Raw genomic sequence first — 18982 nt, forward strand, 5'->3', positions numbered from 1 at the left:
CGTCGCTCAGCCGCCGAGGTGCTTCGCCACCAGCATGGCCATCTCCAGCGACTGCTCGTAGTTGAGGCGCGGATCCACTCGGCTGCGGTAGGCGCCGGAGAGCTGTCCATCCTCAAGGCCGCGCGCACCGCCGGTGCACTCGGTCACGTTCTCGCCGGTGAGCTCGAAGTGCACGCCGCCCAGCCGGCTCGATTGCTTCTTGTGGATCTCGAAAGCCTGCTCGATCTCCGCGAGGATGTGGGCGAACTTGCGGGTCTTCACCTTGGTGCCCGCCTGCGGCCCGCCGGTCAGCGCCACGCTTTGCGTGTTGCCGTGCATGGGATCGCAGACCCAGAGCACGCGCGACTTGCTCTTGGCGACGGCATCGATCAGCGGCGGCAGGCTCTTGGCGATCTCGTGCGTGCCGAAGCGATGGATCAGCGTCAGGCGCCCCGGCTCGTTGGTCGGATTCAGCACGCGGATGATCTCCAGCAGCGTGGCTTCCTTGGTGCCCGGGCCCACCTTCACGGCGACGGGATTCTGGATGCCGCGGAAAAACTCGATGTGCGCGTTGCCCGGTTCCGCGGTGCGGTATCCGATCCAGGGCATGTGCGTCGAGAGGTCCCACCACCCCGCTCGATGCGGCACGGTGCGGGTCTGGGCCTGCTCGTAGGCCAGCACCAGTCCCTCATGGCTGGTGAAGAAATCCGTGCGGCGCATCTCGTGCACCGGGGCGCCGGCCAGCGTCTCCATGAAGCGCAGGCTCTGGCCGATCTCGCGGGTGATCTTCTGGTAGTCGTCACGCAGCGGGCTGTGTTGAACAAAATCCAGATCCCAATACTCCGGATGGTGCAGATCGGCGAAGCCGCCATCCACCAGCGAACGGATGAAGTTCAGCGTGAGGGCCGATCGGCTGTAGGCCTCGATCAGCCGCTGCGGATCGGGGGCGCGAGTCTTCTCGTGGAACTCCAGGCCATTGACCAGGTCGCCGCGGTAGGAATCCAGCTTGACGTCGCCGCGGGTCTCGAACTCATCGCTGCGCGGCTTGGCGTACTGCCCGGCGATGCGCCCGACGCGGATCACCGGCAGGCTGCCGCCGTGGGTCAGCACCAGGCTCATCTGCAGCAGAATCTTCAGCTTGGCGGCGATGACGGAGCTGCGGCACTCGTCGAACATCTCGGCGCAGTCGCCGCCTTGAAGCAGGAATCGACGGCCTTCAGCGGCATCCGCCAGCTGCGACTTCAGCGACTCGATCTCCCAGCTCGTGACCAGCGGCGGCAACTGGGAGAGCTCCGTCAGGGCGTGGTCCAGCACGGCCGGATCGGGATAGCGCGGCTGCTGCAGCACGGGGAAACGCTTCCAACTGTCGGGGGTCCATGAAGTGTTGTGGGAAGCGGACATGGTTTCTCTTTCGGCGCCGGTCAATCAAGTGCGGGTGACAGGAATCGAACCTGTACGGGGTTGAGCCCACTGGAACCTAAATCCAGCGCGTCTGCCAATTCCGCCACACCCGCGGCGATGGCGATCCTAGCACCGCTCGTTCGGGATCTTGTCGATAGCATTGTGGCCACGTCTGGTTTCAAGCGAGTTCCAGCACCTCCATCGACCGAATCCCCCCATGAGCCTCAGTCAAAACGCCTCACTTCATCTCGCCCCGCTGATCAGCCGGATCCTGCTTTCGGTCATCGTCCTGCCCGCGGGTTACGTCTCGATTTTCCGCAGCTCCAACTTCACCGCCGATGAGGCCGCCCGCGTCGACTCCATGGGCAGCCCGGCAAAAATGATCGAGAACTCGGTCGAGAAGATCAAGCCCGCGGCGTGGCGCGTGGAGATTCCGGCTGCGGAAGAGAGCGCCCAGGGCGCTGACGGCGAGCATGCCATGCGCAACCTGAACCGACTGGCGCTGCGGCTGGACGACTCGAAAGTTCCGCAGCCTCTGATCGTCGCCTGGGTCTGCGTGATTGCGGAACTCGTCGGCGGATTCATGCTGCTCCTGGGCCTGCTCACGCGCTGGTTCGCGCTGCTGCTCTTCGTCGGCGGCATCTTCCGGCTTGGATTGCTGACCTGGCCGCAGGTCCACGACGCGCTGCCCTGGGAGTGGACCGTCGGGCAGATGCATCTCTTCTCGGCGGCGCTGGCCGCGGTTCTGCTGGCGTTCTCGCTGGTCCTGACCGGCCCGGGAAAATTCTCGCTGGACCGCGCCTTCTTCGCCCGCAACGGCGCGGATTGAACCCATGTCCGAGCCCATGGCGAAATCGGGAGATCCCCACGCCGCGGCGATCGCCGACGACGTCCGCCGATTGGGCGGCCGCCACCGCGACGAGGGCGGCGCCCAGAAAGTTTTCGCCTGGAGCGCGGCACTCGGGGCGCACGTGCTGCTGGCGCTGCTGGTGATCTCCGCCACGGTGACCGTGGTGCAGTACTCGCGCAAGGCCGTCGCGCCGCCGGTGCTGGTGCTGGATTTCGAGCGGCCCGCCTACGCGCCGACGGCGAGCATCGCGACCGAGGCGGAGAGTGCGGCCGCTGCGGACTTCCGCCAGTCCGCCAACCTTCCCGCCGCGACGGAGGCAAGCGACCAGTCGGTGTCGCAGTCGCAGGCGCTGCAGAGCGCCGTGGAACAGGCGCTGATCGCCGTGCGCCAGGTGCAGGCCCCGGTTTCGCTGGCGGCCCACGAGGTCGGTCAATTCAGCAACTCGCCCAAGGCGGTCACCATCAATTTCGCCGGACTCAAGGCCAGCAATGCGCGGCGCGTGGTCTACCTGGTCGACGCCAGCGGCAGCCTGGTGGGCACGTTCCCGCTGATCGTGGAGGAGCTCCGCAAAAGTCTGCAGCGACTCGATCCGAGACAGAGCTTCGGCGTGATCTTCTTCCAGCGCGGCGAGGCGGTGACGGTTCCACCCGGCGGCACCCTGCAGCCGGCCACGCCGGAGCGCGTCAACGAGTCGATGAAGTGGATCGAGGCCAAGATGATTCCCTCGGGCCGCTCCAATCCCGTCGTGGCCTTCGAGGCCGCCATGGCCATGCATCCGGAGGTCATCTTCCTGCTTTCGTCCGACATCACCGGCTCCGGCGAGTTCGAGATGTCGGAGGTCGCGCTGATGGCGGCGCTGGAGCGGCTGAATCCCGTCGATCCCGCGACCGGCCGTCGGCTGGCGCGGGTGCAGTGCATCCAGTTTCTTGATCCCGATCCGCTGGGTACCTTGCGGCGCATCGCCAAGGAGCATGGCGGCGAGGATGGATTCATCAGCATCACCCGCCAGGATCTTGGCCTTGACCCCATGAGGAGCTCTCCATGAAGTTGAAACGCGTCGCGTCGTTGTCCGCCCTGCTCGCTCCGGCCCCGGCTGCGCTGGCCCAGGGTTTCGGAAGCATCTTCTTCGTCACCATGGAGAGCACCGCCGACGGCACGGGCCGCATCGACTGGCTCGGCAGCTCCATGATCTGGGCGCTGATCCTGCTCAGCGTGGTCAATGCCTACCTCATCTCGACGCTGTGGTTTCGCAACCAGCGCCGCCGGATTCTGCCCGAGCAGTTCGCCGACGAGATGGAGCGCATGCTGGAGGCCGGGCAGCACCAGCAGGCGGTCGAGCTGGCCGGCGCCGAGGTGAGCGACTACAGCGCCGTGCTCAGCGCCGCGCTGCGGCAGGCGCACTTGGGGCACGCCGCGATGACCCGCGCCGCCGAGCAGGCCGGCGAGGAGGTGGCGGTGCGCCGCTTCCGCAAGCTGGAAGTGCTGCACGTGATGGGTCAGGTCAGCCCGATGATTGGACTGCTGGGCACGGTCTACGGCGTGATCGTGGCCTTCCAGGCCATCGCCCACACCGGCGGCAACGCCGATCCGGTGACGCTGGCCTCAGGCATCGGCACGGCGCTGGTCACCACCTTCTGGGGTCTGCTCATCGCGATCCCGGCACTGAGCGCCTACGCGACCATCCGCAACAAGGTCGACGCCTCCACGCTCGAGTCGGTGCGCCGCGTCGAGAAGGCGATCGGCCGCTTCGCGCCGGCGGAGTCCCGGGCAAATCCCGCCGCGGCCCACCGCGCGGCGCCGCCGCTGGCGAAGGTCGGCTCATGAAGAGCGTCTTCGCGCGCGGACCGGCGAAGCTCGAGGTGGCGATCATGCCCCTCATCGACGTCTGCATGCTGTTGATCGTCTTCTTCGCGCTGGTGTCGCAGATCGGCATCACCGACTTTGTGAAGATGAACCTGCCCAAGCCCACCCCCACCGCCGCGGTGCCGCCGCGCAACGAGCCGCGTCTGGTGATCAACGCGATCTCCGACGGCGAAGGGGCCGTGACCTCATGGCGCTTCTCGAGCTCGGATTACTCCGCCGACCCGGAGGGCGTCAAGCAGTTGAGCGATGCGGTCGCGTCGGCGCTGCGCGGCACGCCCGCCAGCGAGGTGCACCTTCGCGCCGATTCGAATGTGAAGTACTCCTTCATCTCGCCGGTCCTGGACCAGGTGGGCCGGGCGGCGACCGCCGCGGTTCCGGGCCGGGCCGTGCGTTTGCGACTGGCCGTCCAGCCGGAGCGACGCGGTGGCTGAGGCGGCCTCGATCGCTGCGGCGTTGGAGCGGCTCGCTCGGGGCGAAGGCCCCGCGGAGTGCGTCGCACTTCCCCGCGACGACGGCTTCCGCGAGAAGCGCGCCCAGCGACGCTCGAAGCGCAGCATCACCCTCAACGTGATCTCGATGATCGACGTGACCTTTCTCATCCTGGTCTTCTTCGTCTGCACCACCAAGACGCTCGACCGCGAGGAGTTTCTGCGCACCGATCTCGCCCAGCGCGGCGCCGCCTTGGTCACGCCCACCGCGCTGGCCCTTGACGAGCCGCCGCTGCGCATCGAGCTGCTCCGCGAGGAGGGGCGCACCCGGATCCGGGTGATGGCGCCGATGTCGCAGCCCGATTCCTTCGAGCAGCTCTCCTCGCTCTTCGCCTCGAAGCTCTATTCCAAGGAAAATCCCTCCGGACTCTTTCCCTCCGACCATCCGATCGAATTGGCGCCGGCGAAGGATGTGCCTTGGGACGACGCGGTCGCGGCCTTCAACGGCTTGGTGCGCGCCGGCTACCAGCAGATCCACTTCGCGGGGGCGTCGTGACGCGCGCCGCGCTGGCGCTGGCGGCGCTGGCCCTGAGCTGCCTGTTTTTCGCGGCGAGCGCGGGCGCGGCGCCACGAGCCTCCGGCTTCCAGGCGGGCGCCTCGGCTCCGCAATCCGACGATCCGAAGAATGCCGCGCCGCCGCTGACGGCGAGTGATTCACCCGAGTCCGCCCTCGAGAGCATCGCCAACCTGAAGCAGCGCGTGAAGCTCGCTCCCACCGAGTCTTCGCAACGCGCGGCTTCCGACGAGTTGTTGCGAGTGAGCCGCGGACTTCTTTCCGCCAACAAGAATGATCCACGCTGGCCCATCTGGCTGGCGGACCATGCCGAGGCGTGCTTCACCATCGCGATGCCCGCCGGCGACGATGTGGACCGGGTGATCTTCGGACTTGCCGGGCCGGAGGCGCGACGCCGCGTGCGCGACCTGTCGCGCGAAATGCTGCTGGCGGCGGAGGACGCCGAGGCGTCGGCGCAGCAGTCGATCGCCCGCCAGGGCCCCGATCGCCCCTCGGCGCAACTGGTCGCCCAGCTCGAGCAGGTCGAGCGCTCGCGGCGCATTCCCCTGCTGCGATCGCTGGCGGAGATCCTGAACACCGAGACCGCCGAGTACGACGCGCAGAAGCGCCGGGCCATGGCCGAGTCGGCGCTGGCACGACTCGACGCGCTGGTGACCGAGCTGGACGACCGCACCGCAAGCATCGTGAGCCGCTACGCCGGGCTGGCCGCGGCGCGCATGGGCGACGAGCAGCGCGCCAATCAGTACCTCTCGCTCGCGCGGCAGAAGGCCGGCGATGACGAGGCCCTGCTCACACTGGCGGACCTCGCCTCGCTCCGCGCCGCGGGACTGTTGCGCGGACCGAGCCCCGCCGCCGATGCCGCCGTCATCCTCGAGGGCACGGGCTCGCTGTCGCGGCAGTTGGCGATCGCCGAACTTGAGTGTCGCTTGCGGAAGCAAGCGCTCGGCGAGCTTGGTGCCGAGCCGCAGTCGACGCAGCGCCCCTGGTCGGCGCCGCTGGGCGACGTCATCCGGCGCAGCGCTCCCAAGGACATCTCCGCGACGCGCGACGCGGTGCTGGGGCGCCTCGCGGCGATTGAGCGCGACGGCACGCCCCTGCCGGAGCGCGATCCCGTCTGCGTGATCGCTTCCGCCGACCAGGCGATCGACCGCGGCGAAGCCACGCTGGACCGGGCCAACGCGCTGGAATCGCTGAGCAACGATCCCGTCGTGCTGAATTCGCTGCAGGCCGCGGCGCTGCGAACGCTGGCACGCATGGATCTGGCCGCCGAGCATTGGAGCGACGCCGCGGATCGTTCCATTCGCCTGGCCAAGGAGCATGAGGATGACGCGGCGAGCCCGGCGGCGATCGCGCTGGCGATCCGCGTGAGCCGCGAGCTCGATCGCGGCGCCGACGGACAGGATCCGGTGGCGCGAAAGAGACTCGAGAAGGCTGTGCAGATCGGCGCCTCCAAATTTTCCGACCATCCGGAGTTCGGGCTCTGGCAGTTGGAGCGGAAGGTGCTGGCGACGGAGGCTCTTGCGGATCAGCGCGAATGCGAACTGGAGAATGCGTCCCCCACCGCGCCGCTTCCGACGAACTCAGCGGCGACGGCCGAGTTGCAGGAGCGACTGGCTGCGGCCGAGGCGTGGATCCAGGCCGAGCAGGGCCACTACCAGGCGGCGCTGGATTGCCTTGCCCGCGGCAGCGGAGCCGCGCTGGGTCCGACCGCGTCGGCGCGGAGACTCTCGGCGAAAATTTCTGCGACCGCGGCGCTGGCGAAGGACCTCGCCAACGATCCGGAGCTGCTCGCGGCCAATCAGAAGAACCCCTCGCTGGTCGCGGGTCTCACCGCGCGGAAATTGCACGCGCTGATGCCGGCAAACCGATGGCCCGCCTCCCTGCCCTCGCCAGACGCAAGTCTCTCGACTTCAGCGCGGTCGCTCATGCAGATGCTCTCGATGAGCAACTCCACCGACGCGGTCGCCTGGCTCGACCTCGCGGATCTGCTGCGCTTCGCCGGCGAGTTCGAGAAGGCGCAGAGCGCCTACGAGAAGTCGCTGGCTCTGAAGGCCAACTCACGCGAGGCGCTACTGGGCAAGGCCGAGTGCCTGGTCGCCAAGCGCGACGAAGCGTCGATGGGTGCGGCCATGTCCATCTACAAGCAACTGCTCGCCGGCCGCGAGTACGAGCCGGATGCGGCGCAGCGCGACCCGGCGTGGTGGCTCTGCCAGCTTCGCCAACTAGAGATTCTCCGCGCCGCCAACCGCTGGGATGAGCGGGCGTCACTGCGGCTGGCGCGGTTAAAGGCGCTGGATGCGTCATTCGGCTCCGCGGAGTGCGCCGCGGCGTTCGCGAAGCTGAGCAATTCCTGAGCGTTCAAATTGTAAAACGGGTCACAGGGCCGGAGACGCGACCACTACGTTACGCGCTCGCAAGAATCGAATCGATGTGAGCGCCAAGCCTGCCGAGCGCGGCGAACGCCTTGGCGGCATCCCACTTTTGATGCGGCCGCTCGCCCGTGGTGTTGCTGATGGCGCGAATCTCCGTCCCGGGAATTCCAAACTTGTTCGCCGCATGCGCCACCGCCGCCCCCTCCATCGCCTCGGCCATCGCGCCGGTTCTTCGGGCGACCTCGCTCGCGAATGCATCGGTCCCGCTGCACGTCGCCACCGTCGCGATGGCTCCGCTGCGAGTTCCCGCCGGCGCCAGTCGGTCGAGCGAACGAGCGGTCGGAACGATGTTTCCCGCAAAATCTCCAAGCGACCATCCCAACTTCCGCATGTCGCCGAAGCCCTCGGGAAGTTGGATGCCCTCCTCGGCGTAGACGCACTCGGTGGCCAGCACCAAGTCGCCGATCGAGAGATTCGATCCCGGCAGCGAGCCGGCGATGCCCGCGCTGAGCACCGCGTCCACTCTGCCGTGCAAGTGAAGATGCTCCGCGACGGTCAGCGCCGCGTTCACGCGTCCGAGACCCGAGACCGCCACCGTGGCACGGCGGCAGGAAAGCGCGTTCGCTTCTTTCTCGGTCGCCACGACGATCAGCAGCCGCATGCTCATCCGTTCTTGCCGGAGGTCGCGGCCGAGGCGTTCCCGCATGGAGCGCAAAGCGCCGCGGCGACCTCCTTCAGCGGCACGACGCGCTGTCCGCCGCCGTCGAGATCCTTGATGGCCACGGCGCCTTCGGCCAGCTCCGATCCCAGGATCACAGCGCGCTTGGCGCGGCACTTGCCCGCTTCGCTGAGCAGCTTGCCGATGTTCTTCGTGGCTTTCCAAGAGTAGCGCACGTGCAGCCCTTCACGCCGAAGCCGCATGGCGAGCCTGGGCATTTCGATTTCAGACGCTTCGCTGCCATCGGAAATCAGGAAGACATCGGGCCGAGGCATCAGCTCGTGACCGTCCTTGGGAAGCAATCCCTTGTCCGCCAGCACCAGGCCGAGCACGACATCACCCATTCCGAAACCCATGGCCGGCATCTTCGGTCCGCCGAACATTTCGACGAGGCCGTCATAGCGCCCGCCGCCGGCGATCGCCCGCTCCTTGCCTGCCGCCTCGTGCACCTCGAAGACCGTGCCGGTGTAGTAGGCGAGTCCGCGCACGATGCCGAAGTCCCACTGGCACCACTCGGCGAGGCCCATCGCGTTCAGCTTCAGCGCCAACTCGATCAGCGGCGCCAGCAGATCCGCGGCCACTCCCAGCTCGGCGGCGATCTCAGTGAGGCACTTGGTCATCGGAAATTTCTTCGAGCCCAACGCGGCGAATTTTTTCTGCGCCGCCTCGTCGAGCCCCAGCTTCACGGCCCGTGACTGGAATTCCTCAGGCGTCAGCTTCTCGCGGCGGTCGAGCAATTCGAAAGCTTCTCCGATGCGGTCCGCAGCCACACCGGCCGCCGTCAGCACGGCCGCCGACGCTCCGCGGTGCGCCATGCGGAACTGCACATCCGATGGCTTCAGACCCAGCCGCTCCAGAGCCAGCGCGGCGCAAGCGATCACATCGCTATCGGCCGCCGCGCCCTCGCTGCCCAGCAGGTCGACATTCCACTGCACAAACTCGCGCAACCGCCCGCGCTGCGGCCGCTCGGCGCGGAAGTGCAGCGGAATGGCGAACCACTTGGTCGGGACCGTCAGCGAGCCCGCCCGCGCCGCCGCCATCCGTGCCAGCGTGGGCGTGAATTCAGGTCGCAGCGCGTAGTCGTCCTCGCCGCCCGCGCGGCGAAATGAAAAGAGTTCGCTGACAATTCCCGGCCCGCTCTTGGCGGTGTAGAGCGCGAGATGCTCGAAGGTCGGCCCCTCGATCTCGTCGTAGCCGCAGTCGACGCTGGCCTTGCGCCAAATATTTTCAACGTGGCGACGCACCGCCATGTCGGCGGGATAGAAGTCGCGGGTTCCCTTTGGGCTTTGAAAGGCGGCCATGGCGGGATGGTAGAGAATCCTCGATCAGCCGTGCAGGAACTTCCAGATCGCGTGGTTGAGGAGCCGCAATTGCGGCAAGGTCACGGGCGCCATCAGCATCAGGAACGGAATGATCCACAAGAGAAATCCCCATTTGTTCCAGCGATGAGCCCTGAAACATTGACTCCGCGCAGGATGGATTACGAACGGCTGCGCCTCAACCAGGCCGCACTCGGGGCATGTCGTGGCCGCCGGCGTCATCAAGCGATATCCGCATCGCACGCACCAGCGTTCAGTGACTGGCCCTGCAATGAGAGGAATTGACCGCGTCAGGATGTGGGCGGCGATGAGCGCCTGCATCACCAGAATCGACCACCCATTCAACTGATAAGGGAGTTCCCCCGTCCCGATGTCCAACGCCACGCGCGGGACATCGATGCGGAGGAACACCTCCCAGATAATGTTCGCGACAACAATCGCGATGGCAAGGCCAAGCGTTGACTTCCACCATGTGCTGACCAACAGGCTGCGCCGACGCGCTACGCCTAATTCGCGCCAGGACCCCGACCAGCCCACGCAGCGCATCAAGCACACGGCGACGAACAGCACCGCGCCTTGAATCACAAGCCACACGACGACGAAAAGGAGCTGGATGTCCCAAGGAATTCTCTGAAGCATGGCCACGATCGGTAGCGTCACATTGCGATAAGAGATGGTCCGAGTCCAAGAAGTCATTTGAGCCGTTGGACACCAATCCCGCAGCACATTGATCAAGGATTCAGGCAAGTTTCGGCCAACCCAGATTCCCACACCAAATGACCACACCAATGCCGGCACGCTGTAGAAAGCCGCAGCGATCGCGACCGCACCCGGCGCCTTGGTGAAAGCGCGTCTCAGTCGGTCGGTATTGGCCGCAAAGAAGTGCACGCGCTTGGACTGTTGCAAGGCGGCCATGGCGGGATGGTAAAGGAATCCGCCGCGCGCGGAAGTGTCCGCTGGCACCGCGGCCATTCGCGTCAGAAGAGCCTGGACACGACGCGGAATAGCGCCGGCATCTGCGGCAAGATCACTGGCGCCATCAGCATCAGCAGTGGCACGAGCGACAAGAGCAAGACCCACTTGTTCCAGCGGCGATCCGCAAAGATGCGAGACCATGCAACGCGCGCCGTGAATGGCCACTCCTCGGTAAGGCCACACTCAGGACAGGTCATTGCGACCGGTTGCGTCAAGCTATATCTGCATCGCATGCATTTGCGACCGGCCTCCTTCCTCGAACCACGAATCAGCCGGGTCAGGACATGGGTGGTGAAAAGAAAAGTGATCACCGGAATCGCGAGCCGATTGAGCCAATACGGAATCGAACTGAAATCCAGCAAGACATGAGAGCCAAAATATTCAAAATCCATCAAAATGCGATCCCCTTCCCCCGCTTGCATGATGCGGAAGAAAAACAACCAGACCAACCCCACGACGGGCAATGTGGCAATAAGGCAAAGCGAAGACATCCACCACGCTCGCAGCCTCAGGTCGCGACGACCCGTCGAATCAAAATCCCGCCAGTTCTCCGGCCAACCGAAACAGCGGATCCAATACGCTGCGAGGAACAAACACAGTGCCTGCATGACAAACGTTGCGCCCGCCCAGAGCACGATGTGCGCATAATGAAGCGCGTCAACAAGGATCGGCTCCGGCCGCATGTTTACTTCCTCGTGCCTATAAGATTGGTCACGCGGCACCCAACCCTGCAGCATTTCAAAGAGTGACGCCGGCAATTGCCCGCCGATCCAAATGGCAAGATCGCAGGCGAGTTCCGCAGCGACGCAGGCGGCCATAACAATCAGGGCCACTCCGAACGTCTTGGCGAACGATCGCCTCACGCCGAGCGGAATTCCTTCGGCACATCACCCTCGCGCATCGATCGCAGGAAAATCACCGCGGGCAGACCCGCGAGCATCCAGCACACGATGCTGTCGATCATCAGCACCTGGGTCCATGACCCGGGCATGTAGAGAAAGTTCCACGAAACAAGGTGCGTTCCAATGGTCATGAAGGCGACCGCCGCGACCAGCACCATGAACCGTCGAAAAATCCCGTGGCCTGAGCCGCCCAGCCCGATCAACGCCGCGAGCGACGCAGTGGCGAACAGCTCAATGAGAAATCCGCGCACGAAAACGGTTGGATCGGCCGGATCCGCGCCTTCCTTGTGGTAGAGCACCATGAAGAAGGGACCCTTTTTATACGCGGCCATGGCCGCAGTCATCGCCGCGTCCTTTTCTGCCGCAGTCGCGTTCGCGGGCGCCGCCGGAAATCCCGGATACATGATCGCTCCGTCTTTCTTCGTGCTCGATTCGATCGCCGCCACGAATGGCTCCGGCGCCGTGATGGTCGTGATCGCCCCGCCCCAGATGTTGCCGCCCCACGCCGCCGCGCCCCAGCAAAATGCCAGGAAAGTTCCTGCCAGGCACACCAGCAAATATCGAATCACCATTCGGGTCCGCCCGCGTAGCGGCCATAGACATCGGCCATGGCCTGCACCATTTCGCCAAGCGTGCAGCGATCCAGCGAAGCCTCGACCAGCGCCGGCATCACATTTGCGCCCTTGCGAGCCGCCTCGCGAATTCCATCCAAGCCTTTCTTTGCCAGGCCCGCGTCGCGCTCCTTGCGGAACTTCGCCAGCCGATCGTTCTGCTCCGACTCCACCTCATGCGGAATCTGCAGAATTTCCATCTGCCGATCCTCGTTGCCATCGGTGTAGGCGTTCACGCCCACGATCACGCGGTCGCCCGCCTCCATCTCCTGGCCGAAGCGGTAGCTGGCCTCGGCGATCTGCCGGCGGAAATATCCCTTGTGGATGCCGGAGACCACGCCGCCCATGTCGTCAATCTCCTTGATGTAGTCGTTGGCGTCGCTCTCCATGCGGTCGGTGAGCGCCTCCACGAACCAGCTTCCGCCCAGCGGATCCACCGTCCGGTGCACGCCGGTTTCATGGGCAAGGATCTGCTGCGTGCGCAGCGCCACCCGCACCGCCGTTTCGGTCGGCAGGCCGAGCGTCTCATCCATGCTGTCGGTGTGCAGACTCTGGCAGCCGCCCAGCACTCCGGCCAGCGCCTGATAGGCGACGCGCACGATGTTGTTCATCGGCTGCTGCTCGGTGAGCGAGCAACCCGCGGTCTGCACGTGCGTGCGCATGAGCCAGCTTCGCTCCTGCTTGGCGCCGAAGCGGAAGCGCATGGCATTTGCCCAGATGCGCCGCGCCGCTCGCAGCTTGCAGATCTCCTCGAAGAATTCGTTGTGGCTGTTGAAGAAGAAACTCAGCCGCGATGCGAAGGAATCCACGTCCAGCCCGCGCTTCAGGCAGGCCTCGACGTACTCCATGCCGTCGCGCAGCGTGAAGGCCAGCTCCTGCGTCGCCGTCGAACCCGACTCGCGGATGTGGTAGCCGCTGATCGAAACGGAATTCCATTTCGGCGTGTGCTGCGCCGCGAATTCGATCGTGTCCACCACCAGCTTCACGCTGGCCTCGGGCGGATAGATGAACTCATTCTGGCTGTGGAACTCCTTGAGCACGTCGTTCTGCAGCGTGCCGCCAAGCGTGTCCCAGGGAATGCCGCGTTGCTTGGCCATGGCCAGATACATCGCCCAGATTACGCAGGCCGGGCCGTTGATGGTCTGGCTCACGGTGACCTCGCCAACGGGAATGTCGGCGTAGAGACGGTGCATGTCATCGATGGTGCAGATGGCGACGCCGCAGCGCCCCACTTCGCCCGCGGCCAGCGGATCGTCGGAATCGCGTCCCATCAGGGTCGGCAAATCAAACGCCGTCGAGAGTCCGGTGTTGGCCTTGGTTCCCTTGGCGTTGTCCAGCAGATATTTGAATCGCTTGTTGGTGTCGTCGGCGCTGCCGAAGCCCGCGAACTGCCGCATGGTCCAGAGGCGGTTGCGGTACATCGTCTCGTGTACGCCGCGCGTGAAAGGAAATTTCCCCGGCTCGGCGATGCGAGCGTGGGGCTTGGCGGGATCCTTCGGGTCGGTCGTGGGAACCTGCGGCCCGTAGCGCTGCTCGAGCTCGTAGCCCGAGAGCGTGACCGCTTCATGGTTCACTTTCCCGGCTTCGACCGCGCCTGGCGTCTTCGAGGTTTCAGCATGACTGGTGGTTTTGGATTTCAGTGAAGACATGAGGTCCTTTCGTGCGCCAGCCTGTGGCCGCGACTTCCGAAGCATGATAGGGAATTTCGCTTCCTGATCGAAGTCGCGGCTAGCATTCCAGTCCTGATGCCTCCCAGCAAACCCAGCAACGCCGGCAAGAAGCTCGCCTGCTTCGCCCTGGTGTATCTGGTCTGGGGCAGCACCTATCTGGGCATGAAAATCGCCACCGGAAAGATCCCCCCGTTCTTCATCGGCGGGTCGCGATTCCTCGCCGCCGGCGCATGCCTGCTGCTCATCCTCACGGCGCTGGGAAAATTCCAGCCACGCTGGTTGACGAACCCGGCCTATTGGCGCGGCTCGGTCCTGGTGGGCATGCTGATGATGCTCGGCGCCAACGGACTTCTTTGCGCCAGCTTGGGACGGCCGGGACTGCCCTCGGGATTGGCGGCGCTCATCGTCGCCAGCACTCCGATCTGGATGCTGCTGCTGGATCGCTGGCAGACGGGTTCGGGAAAGTTCACGCCGCAGATCGTCGCGGGTCTCACCATCGGCTTGGTCGGCGTGGGCGTGCTGATGAGCGGGAAAATTTTCACTTCGGGCGAGAGCGCTCCCATCGATGTGACCGGCTGCCTGATGGTGCTGGTGAGCTGCATCCTCTGGAGCGCCGGCAGCATCGTGGGACGAAAAGTGCAGCAGCCGCCCCATCCCCTGGCCGCGAGTTCGATGCAGATGATCTCCGGCGGCGTGATGATGCTGGCGCTCAGCGCCTGCATCGAGCAGTGGCGGCCCATCGCCGATGTCCCATGGGACGACCGCGCGTGGATCGCATGGGCCTACCTGGCCATCTTCGGCTCGATGATCAGCTTCAGCGCCTTCGTCTGGCTGATGCACAATGTCAGCGCGGCCTCGGTGTCGACCTACGCCTACGTCAATCCGCTCATCGCCATGCTGCTGGGCTGGATCTTCCTTGGCGAGCAGCTGGGATTCCGCACGGGCGTCGCGGCGGTGCTGGTGCTTAGCGGCGTCGTACTCATCCAGCTCTCGCGGCGCAAGACCAGCCGGGCCCGCCGCGCCACCACGCTGGTCGCCGACAGCATTCCCGCCCCTGCCGGGGAATCCCTCCTGCAAAAGTAGCCCGGTCGCCTGCCGGGCTACGATGTCCCAATGATGTCCGTTGTTCCATCGATTCGTTTCAAAGTGGGCGTGACGCTGCTGACCCTGCTGGCAGGCCTGCAACTGGCCGGCGACCCGCAGGACAAGAAGGCGCCGCCGAACTCGCTGCCCGCGGCCGACGGCAGCGCCAATCCCAAGTGGCTTGAAAAACTGGACGCGCCGGAACGCACCTATCTCAACGAAGGGCTGGGCAAGCCCGCGACGGCGCCCCCCGCGTCGGTGGAGTGGTTCGGTGGAAAGGCGCCGGAGGCATTTGAGAACAGCGTCACCGTGATCCAGAGCATTCAGGACAAGGGCGGCGGCATGGGCCCGGCCGAGCGGATCCGCAAGGTGTTGCCGCCGGAGGCAAATTTCATCGGCGTGGTCATTCCCGAGGACGCGGCGAAGTTGAAGAAAAAACTCGAGAAGAAGACTCCATTTCTCATCGCGTTGGACCCGGATGGATTGTGGACCACACGCCTGGGGCTGCTGAAGATTCCCAGCAACATGATCGTGGACAAGAATGGCGTCATCCGCTTCGCGGGCCTTAATCCCAATGGCGTGAAGCTGGCCTGCGCCTTCCTGCTCGCGGAAAAAGTTGCCGTGGTCGAGCGCGGTGCCGATGCCACACCGAGCTATCCGAAGTTCACCGACCCAGTGGCCGGCGCCAGCGACCGGCGCGGACAGCGCATGATTCCCTTCGCGGTGCAGGAATGGATCACCAAGCAGCCCGTGATGGAGAACAAGCTGATGGTCATCGAGTTCTGGGCGACGGCCGACGAGCCGAGCCTGGCCGCAGTTCCCCGCATGAACGCCATCGCCAAGAAATACGCGGCGGACGCCATCTGCATCGGCATCACCGACGAGTACAAGAACACCTTCGAAGCGGGACTCACAAAAAAGAAACTGACCCTCGCCTCGTTCGAGTATGCACTGGCGATCGACACCGCCCGCACGCTGAGCTCCTACTTCGACGTCAAGAGCATGCCCAACTGCGCCGTGGTCTCCAGCGATGGCATCGTGCGCTGGCAGGGCCCGCCGGCGCAGCTCGACGACGCGATCATGGCCAAGCTTGTCGACGCTCACAAAGCGTTGACCGCCCCCGCACAAAAGTGAGCTGGACGATCAGGCGATACCGGAAACTTTGGGCGCAATTGTGCCTTTTTATCTTTTGATTTATGAAATTAATTGTTTGCCCCAAGCGGGTTTTCAGTCATACTGCGCGGGCATCCTTGGCGCTGTCTCAGTCCATCATGCCGAGCTCATCCTTCCGGAACATTCAAATGAATCAAACCTCTCGATCGCTCGTCCATTTCAAAAGCTATTTCCATCTCGCGGCGCTTGCCGCGGTCGCATGCATCACGCTCCCCGCCTCGGTCGCCCATGCTCGCGGCGAAGGTACGGTCGTGGGCTGGGGAAGCAACTTCAGCGGAGAAAGCAGTGCGCCGGCAAATCTTGGCGCCTGCAAAGCTGTTTCGGGAGGGATTTCCCACAGCGCGGCCATCAAGGAAGATGGAACCGTCGTGGCCTGGGGATACAACGGCTGGGGTGAATGCACGGTTCCTGGAACTCTGGGTTCCTGCAAGGCAATTGCGGCGGGCAATTTGTTCACGGTGGCTCTCAAGGACAACGGCCTTGTCGTTGCCTGGGGCGCGGGAACTACAAACACAGGGAGTCTTCCCAACTTTGGTCAGGCCATCGTGCCACCAACACTTGGAGCCTGCAAAGCCATTGCCACAAGCGGCTACCACACCCTGGCCTTGAAAGAAGATGGGACGGTCGTGGCTTGGGGCACGGGAACGACCATTCAAGCGGCAGGCGGAGCGAGCAGTTTTGAGTGGGGTCAATCGATCGTTCCACCGACGCTCGGTCCATGCAAGGCCATCGCCGCGGGACCGAACCACTCGGTGGCCATCAAGACCACAGGAACGGTCGTGGCCTGGGGCAAGAACATCGATGGCCAGTGCAATGTGCCGGGCACGCTTGGCGCCTGTATCGCAGTTGCCGCAGGTGAATCTCACACTGTGGCGCTCAAGGCGGATGGAACGGTCGTGGCTTGGGGTTGGAATGGCTACGGTCAAACAGCTGTTCCCCCGACACTTGGCGCCTGCAAAGCAATTGCAGCGGGCGTCGGCCACACCGTGGCACTGAAAGAAAATGGAGTCGTGATCGTTTGGGGATTGAACTCCAACGGTCAATCAAGCATTCCCTACAACCTGGGTCATTGCAAGGCCATTGCCGCGGGGCAATACCACACCCTGGTTATTCAATCTCCCGCCACACCCTGTCTGGACAGCGCCGTTGGTTGGGGCTGGAACGGCTACGGCCAAACCACCGTGCCGGCCTCTTTGAGTTCTTGCAAAGCTTTGTCGGGCGGCTACGGCCACACGGTGGCGCTGCAGGAAGATGGAACGGTCAAGGCCTGGGGGTGGAATGATTTCGGCCAGGCCACCGTCCCCGCGAATCTTGGATTTTGCAAGGCGATTGCCGCCGGCGATTACCACACCGTTGCACTCAAGACAAATGGAACGGTTGTGGCCTGGGGTTACAACAATTACGGTGAAACAACGGTCCCTGGCGGACTTGGCGCCTGCAAAGCCATTGACGCCGGCGCCTACCACTCCGTGGCCGTCCAAGTGAGCGGATCCGTCGTGGCGTGGGGCAACAACGACTACGGCCAAACCAATGTGCCCGGCGACCTGGCGACATGCCAGTCCGTGTCCGCGGGCTACGGCCACACCGTCGCTCTGCAGGATGATGGCACGGTCCGAGCCTGGGGCTACGACTTCAACGGCCAGGCCACAGTGTCCCCCACGCTCGGCTCATGCAAAGCAATTGCTGCGGGAGGTTTCCACACTGTGGTCTTGCGAGATGACGGCACCGTCGCGGCATGGGGAAACGACTTCTACGGACAATCCACCGTGCCGGCGACTCTTGGCCCATGCAAGGCGATTGCCGCCGGCGATTTTCACACCGTGGCTCTTCAAGAGGATGGAACGGTCGTGGCCTGGGGCGACAACGACGATGGCGAAGCCACTTTGCCGACAAATCTTGGTCCCTGCACCACAATTGGCGCGGGCAGCTACCACACCTTGGCCATTCAAAAATCGCCTTCGCTTGGAGTGTTGAATTGTTGGGGTGACAACTCCTACTCCCAATTGAATATTCCTGTCGGCCTTGGTTCTTGCCTGGCCATTTCGGGTGGAAGCGGGTTTACCGTTGCGATACAGGAAGATGGGGCAGTTGCCGCCTGGGGTATTAACAACTTAGGTCAAACCAATGTGCCTGCAAATCTTGGCGGCTGCAATAAAGCCGTTTCAGCGGGTGGTTGGCACACGGTGGTCATTACGGAAGATGGAACGGTGAAGGCTTGGGGCGCAGGAACGACCAACGGCGTCTTTCCCAATCTCGGGCAATCAATCGTGCCGCCAACTCTTGGTCCCTGCAAAGCGATCGACACCATCTACATGCACACCGTGGCGCTGCGGGAAGATGGAACAGTCGTGGCCTGGGGCGCTGGAACAACAATTCAGGCCGGCGGTGGAGCCTATGGACTTGAGTACGGTCAATCCATCGTTCCTCCGACACTTGGTCCATGCAAGGCCATTGCGGCGGGCATATACCACACCCTGGCTCTCAAAGAAGATGGAACAGTCGTGGCGTGGGGTGACAACAGCTACGGCCAACTCAATGTGCCTTTTGCAACGCTTGGCCCATGCAAGGCCATTGCGGCGGGCGGATTCCACTCCGTGGCACTGCGGGAAGATGGAACCGTCGTCACCTGGGGCTCCAACAGCTACGGTCAAGTCGAAGTGCCCGCGACGCTTGGCGCATGCAAGGCGATTTCAGCGAATCAAGCGAACACGCTGGCATTGAAGGAGAATGGAAAAGTTGTGGGATGGGGTCACAACTTCAACGGCCAAACCGACATTCCCGCCGGCCTTGGAGTTTGCTTCGCCATTGATGCGGGCGGCTTTCACACTCTGGCGCTCGTTGACCCGTTTGGAGTCTTTTGCACCTCCGACCTGGACGATTCCGGCGAGGTTGATTCCGGCGACATCGGCTTGATGCTGCTTGATTTCGGCCCCTGCCCCGGCTGTCCCACCGATCTGGATGGTTCCGGCGAAGTGGACGGCGGCGACATCGGTTTGGCATTGCTTGATTTCGGTCCGTGCCCTTGATGGATTCTTTCACGCCGCATTCGAAGTGCGGAACATTA

At 64.2% G+C, this 18982-nt stretch carries 16 protein-coding genes and 1 tRNA gene; 9 read left to right on the forward strand and 8 right to left on the reverse strand.

Translation table 11 applies throughout. From position 1 onward, the window contains the following. Positions 1–6 precede the first annotated feature (6 nt). Together K8R92_11310 and K8R92_11315 are read right to left on the reverse strand one after the other, a co-directional pair. Positions 7–1380 carry a 3-deoxy-7-phosphoheptulonate synthase class II gene (locus K8R92_11310; protein ID MCE9620477.1) on the reverse strand — a complete coding sequence of 458 codons (1374 nt, stop codon included), beginning with the start codon at positions 1378–1380 and terminating at the stop codon, positions 7–9. A 29-nt stretch (positions 1381–1409) separates the two neighbouring features. Beyond that, positions 1410–1493 (reverse strand) — tRNA-Leu (locus tag K8R92_11315). Between the two features lie 104 nt (positions 1494–1597). Between K8R92_11315 and K8R92_11320 the strand changes: the two genes are divergently transcribed. The 6 genes from K8R92_11320 to K8R92_11345 are packed head-to-tail and all read left to right on the forward strand — an operon-like array spanning position 1598 to position 7449. Then, entirely contained in the window at positions 1598–2209 is a 612-nt protein-coding gene (locus K8R92_11320) for a DoxX family membrane protein (GenBank protein ID MCE9620478.1), read from the forward strand. A gap of 4 nt (positions 2210–2213) precedes the next feature. After that, a complete protein-coding gene (locus K8R92_11325; protein ID MCE9620479.1) occupies positions 2214–3275 on the forward strand; it encodes a hypothetical protein in 1062 nt (353 codons plus the stop codon). Next, on the forward strand, positions 3272–4054 hold the full coding sequence (locus K8R92_11330; GenBank protein MCE9620480.1) for a MotA/TolQ/ExbB proton channel family protein: 783 nt from the start codon (positions 3272–3274) through the stop codon (positions 4052–4054). Before K8R92_11325 ends, K8R92_11330 begins: the two co-directional genes overlap by 4 nt. Next, positions 4051–4524, forward strand: a complete 474-nt coding sequence (locus K8R92_11335) for a biopolymer transporter ExbD (GenBank protein ID MCE9620481.1) — start codon at positions 4051–4053, stop codon at positions 4522–4524. The genes K8R92_11330 and K8R92_11335 overlap by 4 nt, the downstream gene beginning before the upstream one ends. After that, entirely contained in the window at positions 4517–5077 is a 561-nt protein-coding gene (locus tag K8R92_11340) for a biopolymer transporter ExbD (protein ID MCE9620482.1), read from the forward strand. The genes K8R92_11335 and K8R92_11340 overlap by 8 nt, the downstream gene beginning before the upstream one ends. Continuing rightward, a complete protein-coding gene (locus K8R92_11345; protein ID MCE9620483.1) occupies positions 5074–7449 on the forward strand; it encodes a hypothetical protein in 2376 nt (791 codons plus the stop codon). The genes K8R92_11340 and K8R92_11345 overlap by 4 nt, the downstream gene beginning before the upstream one ends. Positions 7450–7498: 49 nt before the next feature. On the opposite strand, the gene mqnB is transcribed toward K8R92_11345, so the two are convergent. The 6 genes from mqnB to K8R92_11375 form a co-directional block, all read right to left on the reverse strand. Then, positions 7499–8128 (reverse strand): futalosine hydrolase, encoded by a 630-nt coding sequence (gene mqnB / locus K8R92_11350; protein ID MCE9620484.1) that lies wholly within the window; start codon positions 8126–8128, stop codon positions 7499–7501. A gap of 2 nt (positions 8129–8130) precedes the next feature. Beyond that, positions 8131–9486 carry a histidine--tRNA ligase gene (gene hisS, locus K8R92_11355; GenBank protein ID MCE9620485.1) on the reverse strand — a complete coding sequence of 452 codons (1356 nt, stop codon included), beginning with the start codon at positions 9484–9486 and terminating at the stop codon, positions 8131–8133. A gap of 24 nt (positions 9487–9510) precedes the next feature. After that, the gene (locus tag K8R92_11360; protein MCE9620486.1) at positions 9511–10419 is read right to left on the reverse strand and encodes a hypothetical protein; all 909 of its coding nucleotides are present in this window, start codon (positions 10417–10419) and stop codon (positions 9511–9513) included. Positions 10420–10481: 62 nt separating this feature from the next. Further along, complete coding sequence (locus tag K8R92_11365; GenBank protein MCE9620487.1) at positions 10482–11342, reverse strand: hypothetical protein; 861 nt, start codon at positions 11340–11342, stop codon at positions 10482–10484. After that, a complete protein-coding gene (locus tag K8R92_11370) occupies positions 11339–11953 on the reverse strand; it encodes a hypothetical protein (GenBank protein MCE9620488.1) in 615 nt (204 codons plus the stop codon). Before K8R92_11370 ends, K8R92_11365 begins: the two co-directional genes overlap by 4 nt. Next, complete coding sequence (locus K8R92_11375) at positions 11947–13641, reverse strand: methylmalonyl-CoA mutase (protein MCE9620489.1); 1695 nt, start codon at positions 13639–13641, stop codon at positions 11947–11949. The genes K8R92_11370 and K8R92_11375 overlap by 7 nt, the downstream gene beginning before the upstream one ends. Before the next feature lie 96 nt (positions 13642–13737). Here K8R92_11375 and K8R92_11380 point away from each other — a divergent pair, with 96 nt between their 5' ends. The 3 genes from K8R92_11380 to K8R92_11390 all read left to right on the forward strand — a co-directional run bounded on the left by K8R92_11380 (position 13738) and on the right by K8R92_11390 (position 18944). After that, positions 13738–14745 (forward strand): EamA family transporter, encoded by a 1008-nt coding sequence (locus K8R92_11380; protein MCE9620490.1) that lies wholly within the window; start codon positions 13738–13740, stop codon positions 14743–14745. A gap of 33 nt (positions 14746–14778) precedes the next feature. Then, on the forward strand, positions 14779–15879 hold the full coding sequence (locus K8R92_11385; GenBank protein ID MCE9620491.1) for a hypothetical protein: 1101 nt from the start codon (positions 14779–14781) through the stop codon (positions 15877–15879). Positions 15880–16046: 167 nt separating this feature from the next. Continuing rightward, complete coding sequence (locus K8R92_11390; protein MCE9620492.1) at positions 16047–18944, forward strand: hypothetical protein; 2898 nt, start codon at positions 16047–16049, stop codon at positions 18942–18944. Positions 18945–18982 lie beyond the last annotated feature (38 nt).

The organism is Planctomycetota bacterium (assembly GCA_021414025.1).
Classification (GTDB): Bacteria; Planctomycetota; Phycisphaerae; order Phycisphaerales; family SM1A02; genus SYAC01.

Bases quoted from the DNA above. Each gene is read 5' to 3' on its own strand.
- K8R92_11390 (MCE9620492.1), top strand. From the start codon at position 16,047: ATGAATCAAACCTCTCGATCGCTCGTCCATTTCAAAAGCTATTTCCAT.
- K8R92_11320 (MCE9620478.1), top strand. From the start codon at position 1,598: ATGAGCCTCAGTCAAAACGCCTCACTTCATCTCGCCCCGCTGATCAGC.
- K8R92_11370 (MCE9620488.1), bottom strand. From the start codon at position 11,953: ATGGTGATTCGATATTTGCTGGTGTGCCTGGCAGGAACTTTCCTGGCA.
- hisS (MCE9620485.1), bottom strand. From the start codon at position 9,486: ATGGCCGCCTTTCAAAGCCCAAAGGGAACCCGCGACTTCTATCCCGCC.
- K8R92_11330 (MCE9620480.1), top strand. From the start codon at position 3,272: ATGAAGTTGAAACGCGTCGCGTCGTTGTCCGCCCTGCTCGCTCCGGCC.
- K8R92_11375 (MCE9620489.1), bottom strand. From the start codon at position 13,641: ATGTCTTCACTGAAATCCAAAACCACCAGTCATGCTGAAACCTCGAAG.
- K8R92_11385 (MCE9620491.1), top strand. From the start codon at position 14,779: ATGTCCGTTGTTCCATCGATTCGTTTCAAAGTGGGCGTGACGCTGCTG.
- K8R92_11360 (MCE9620486.1), bottom strand. From the start codon at position 10,419: ATGGCCGCCTTGCAACAGTCCAAGCGCGTGCACTTCTTTGCGGCCAAT.
- K8R92_11380 (MCE9620490.1), top strand. From the start codon at position 13,738: ATGCCTCCCAGCAAACCCAGCAACGCCGGCAAGAAGCTCGCCTGCTTC.
- K8R92_11335 (MCE9620481.1), top strand. From the start codon at position 4,051: ATGAAGAGCGTCTTCGCGCGCGGACCGGCGAAGCTCGAGGTGGCGATC.
- mqnB (MCE9620484.1), bottom strand. From the start codon at position 8,128: ATGCGGCTGCTGATCGTCGTGGCGACCGAGAAAGAAGCGAACGCGCTT.
- K8R92_11325 (MCE9620479.1), top strand. From the start codon at position 2,214: ATGTCCGAGCCCATGGCGAAATCGGGAGATCCCCACGCCGCGGCGATC.
- K8R92_11310 (MCE9620477.1), bottom strand. From the start codon at position 1,380: ATGTCCGCTTCCCACAACACTTCATGGACCCCCGACAGTTGGAAGCGT.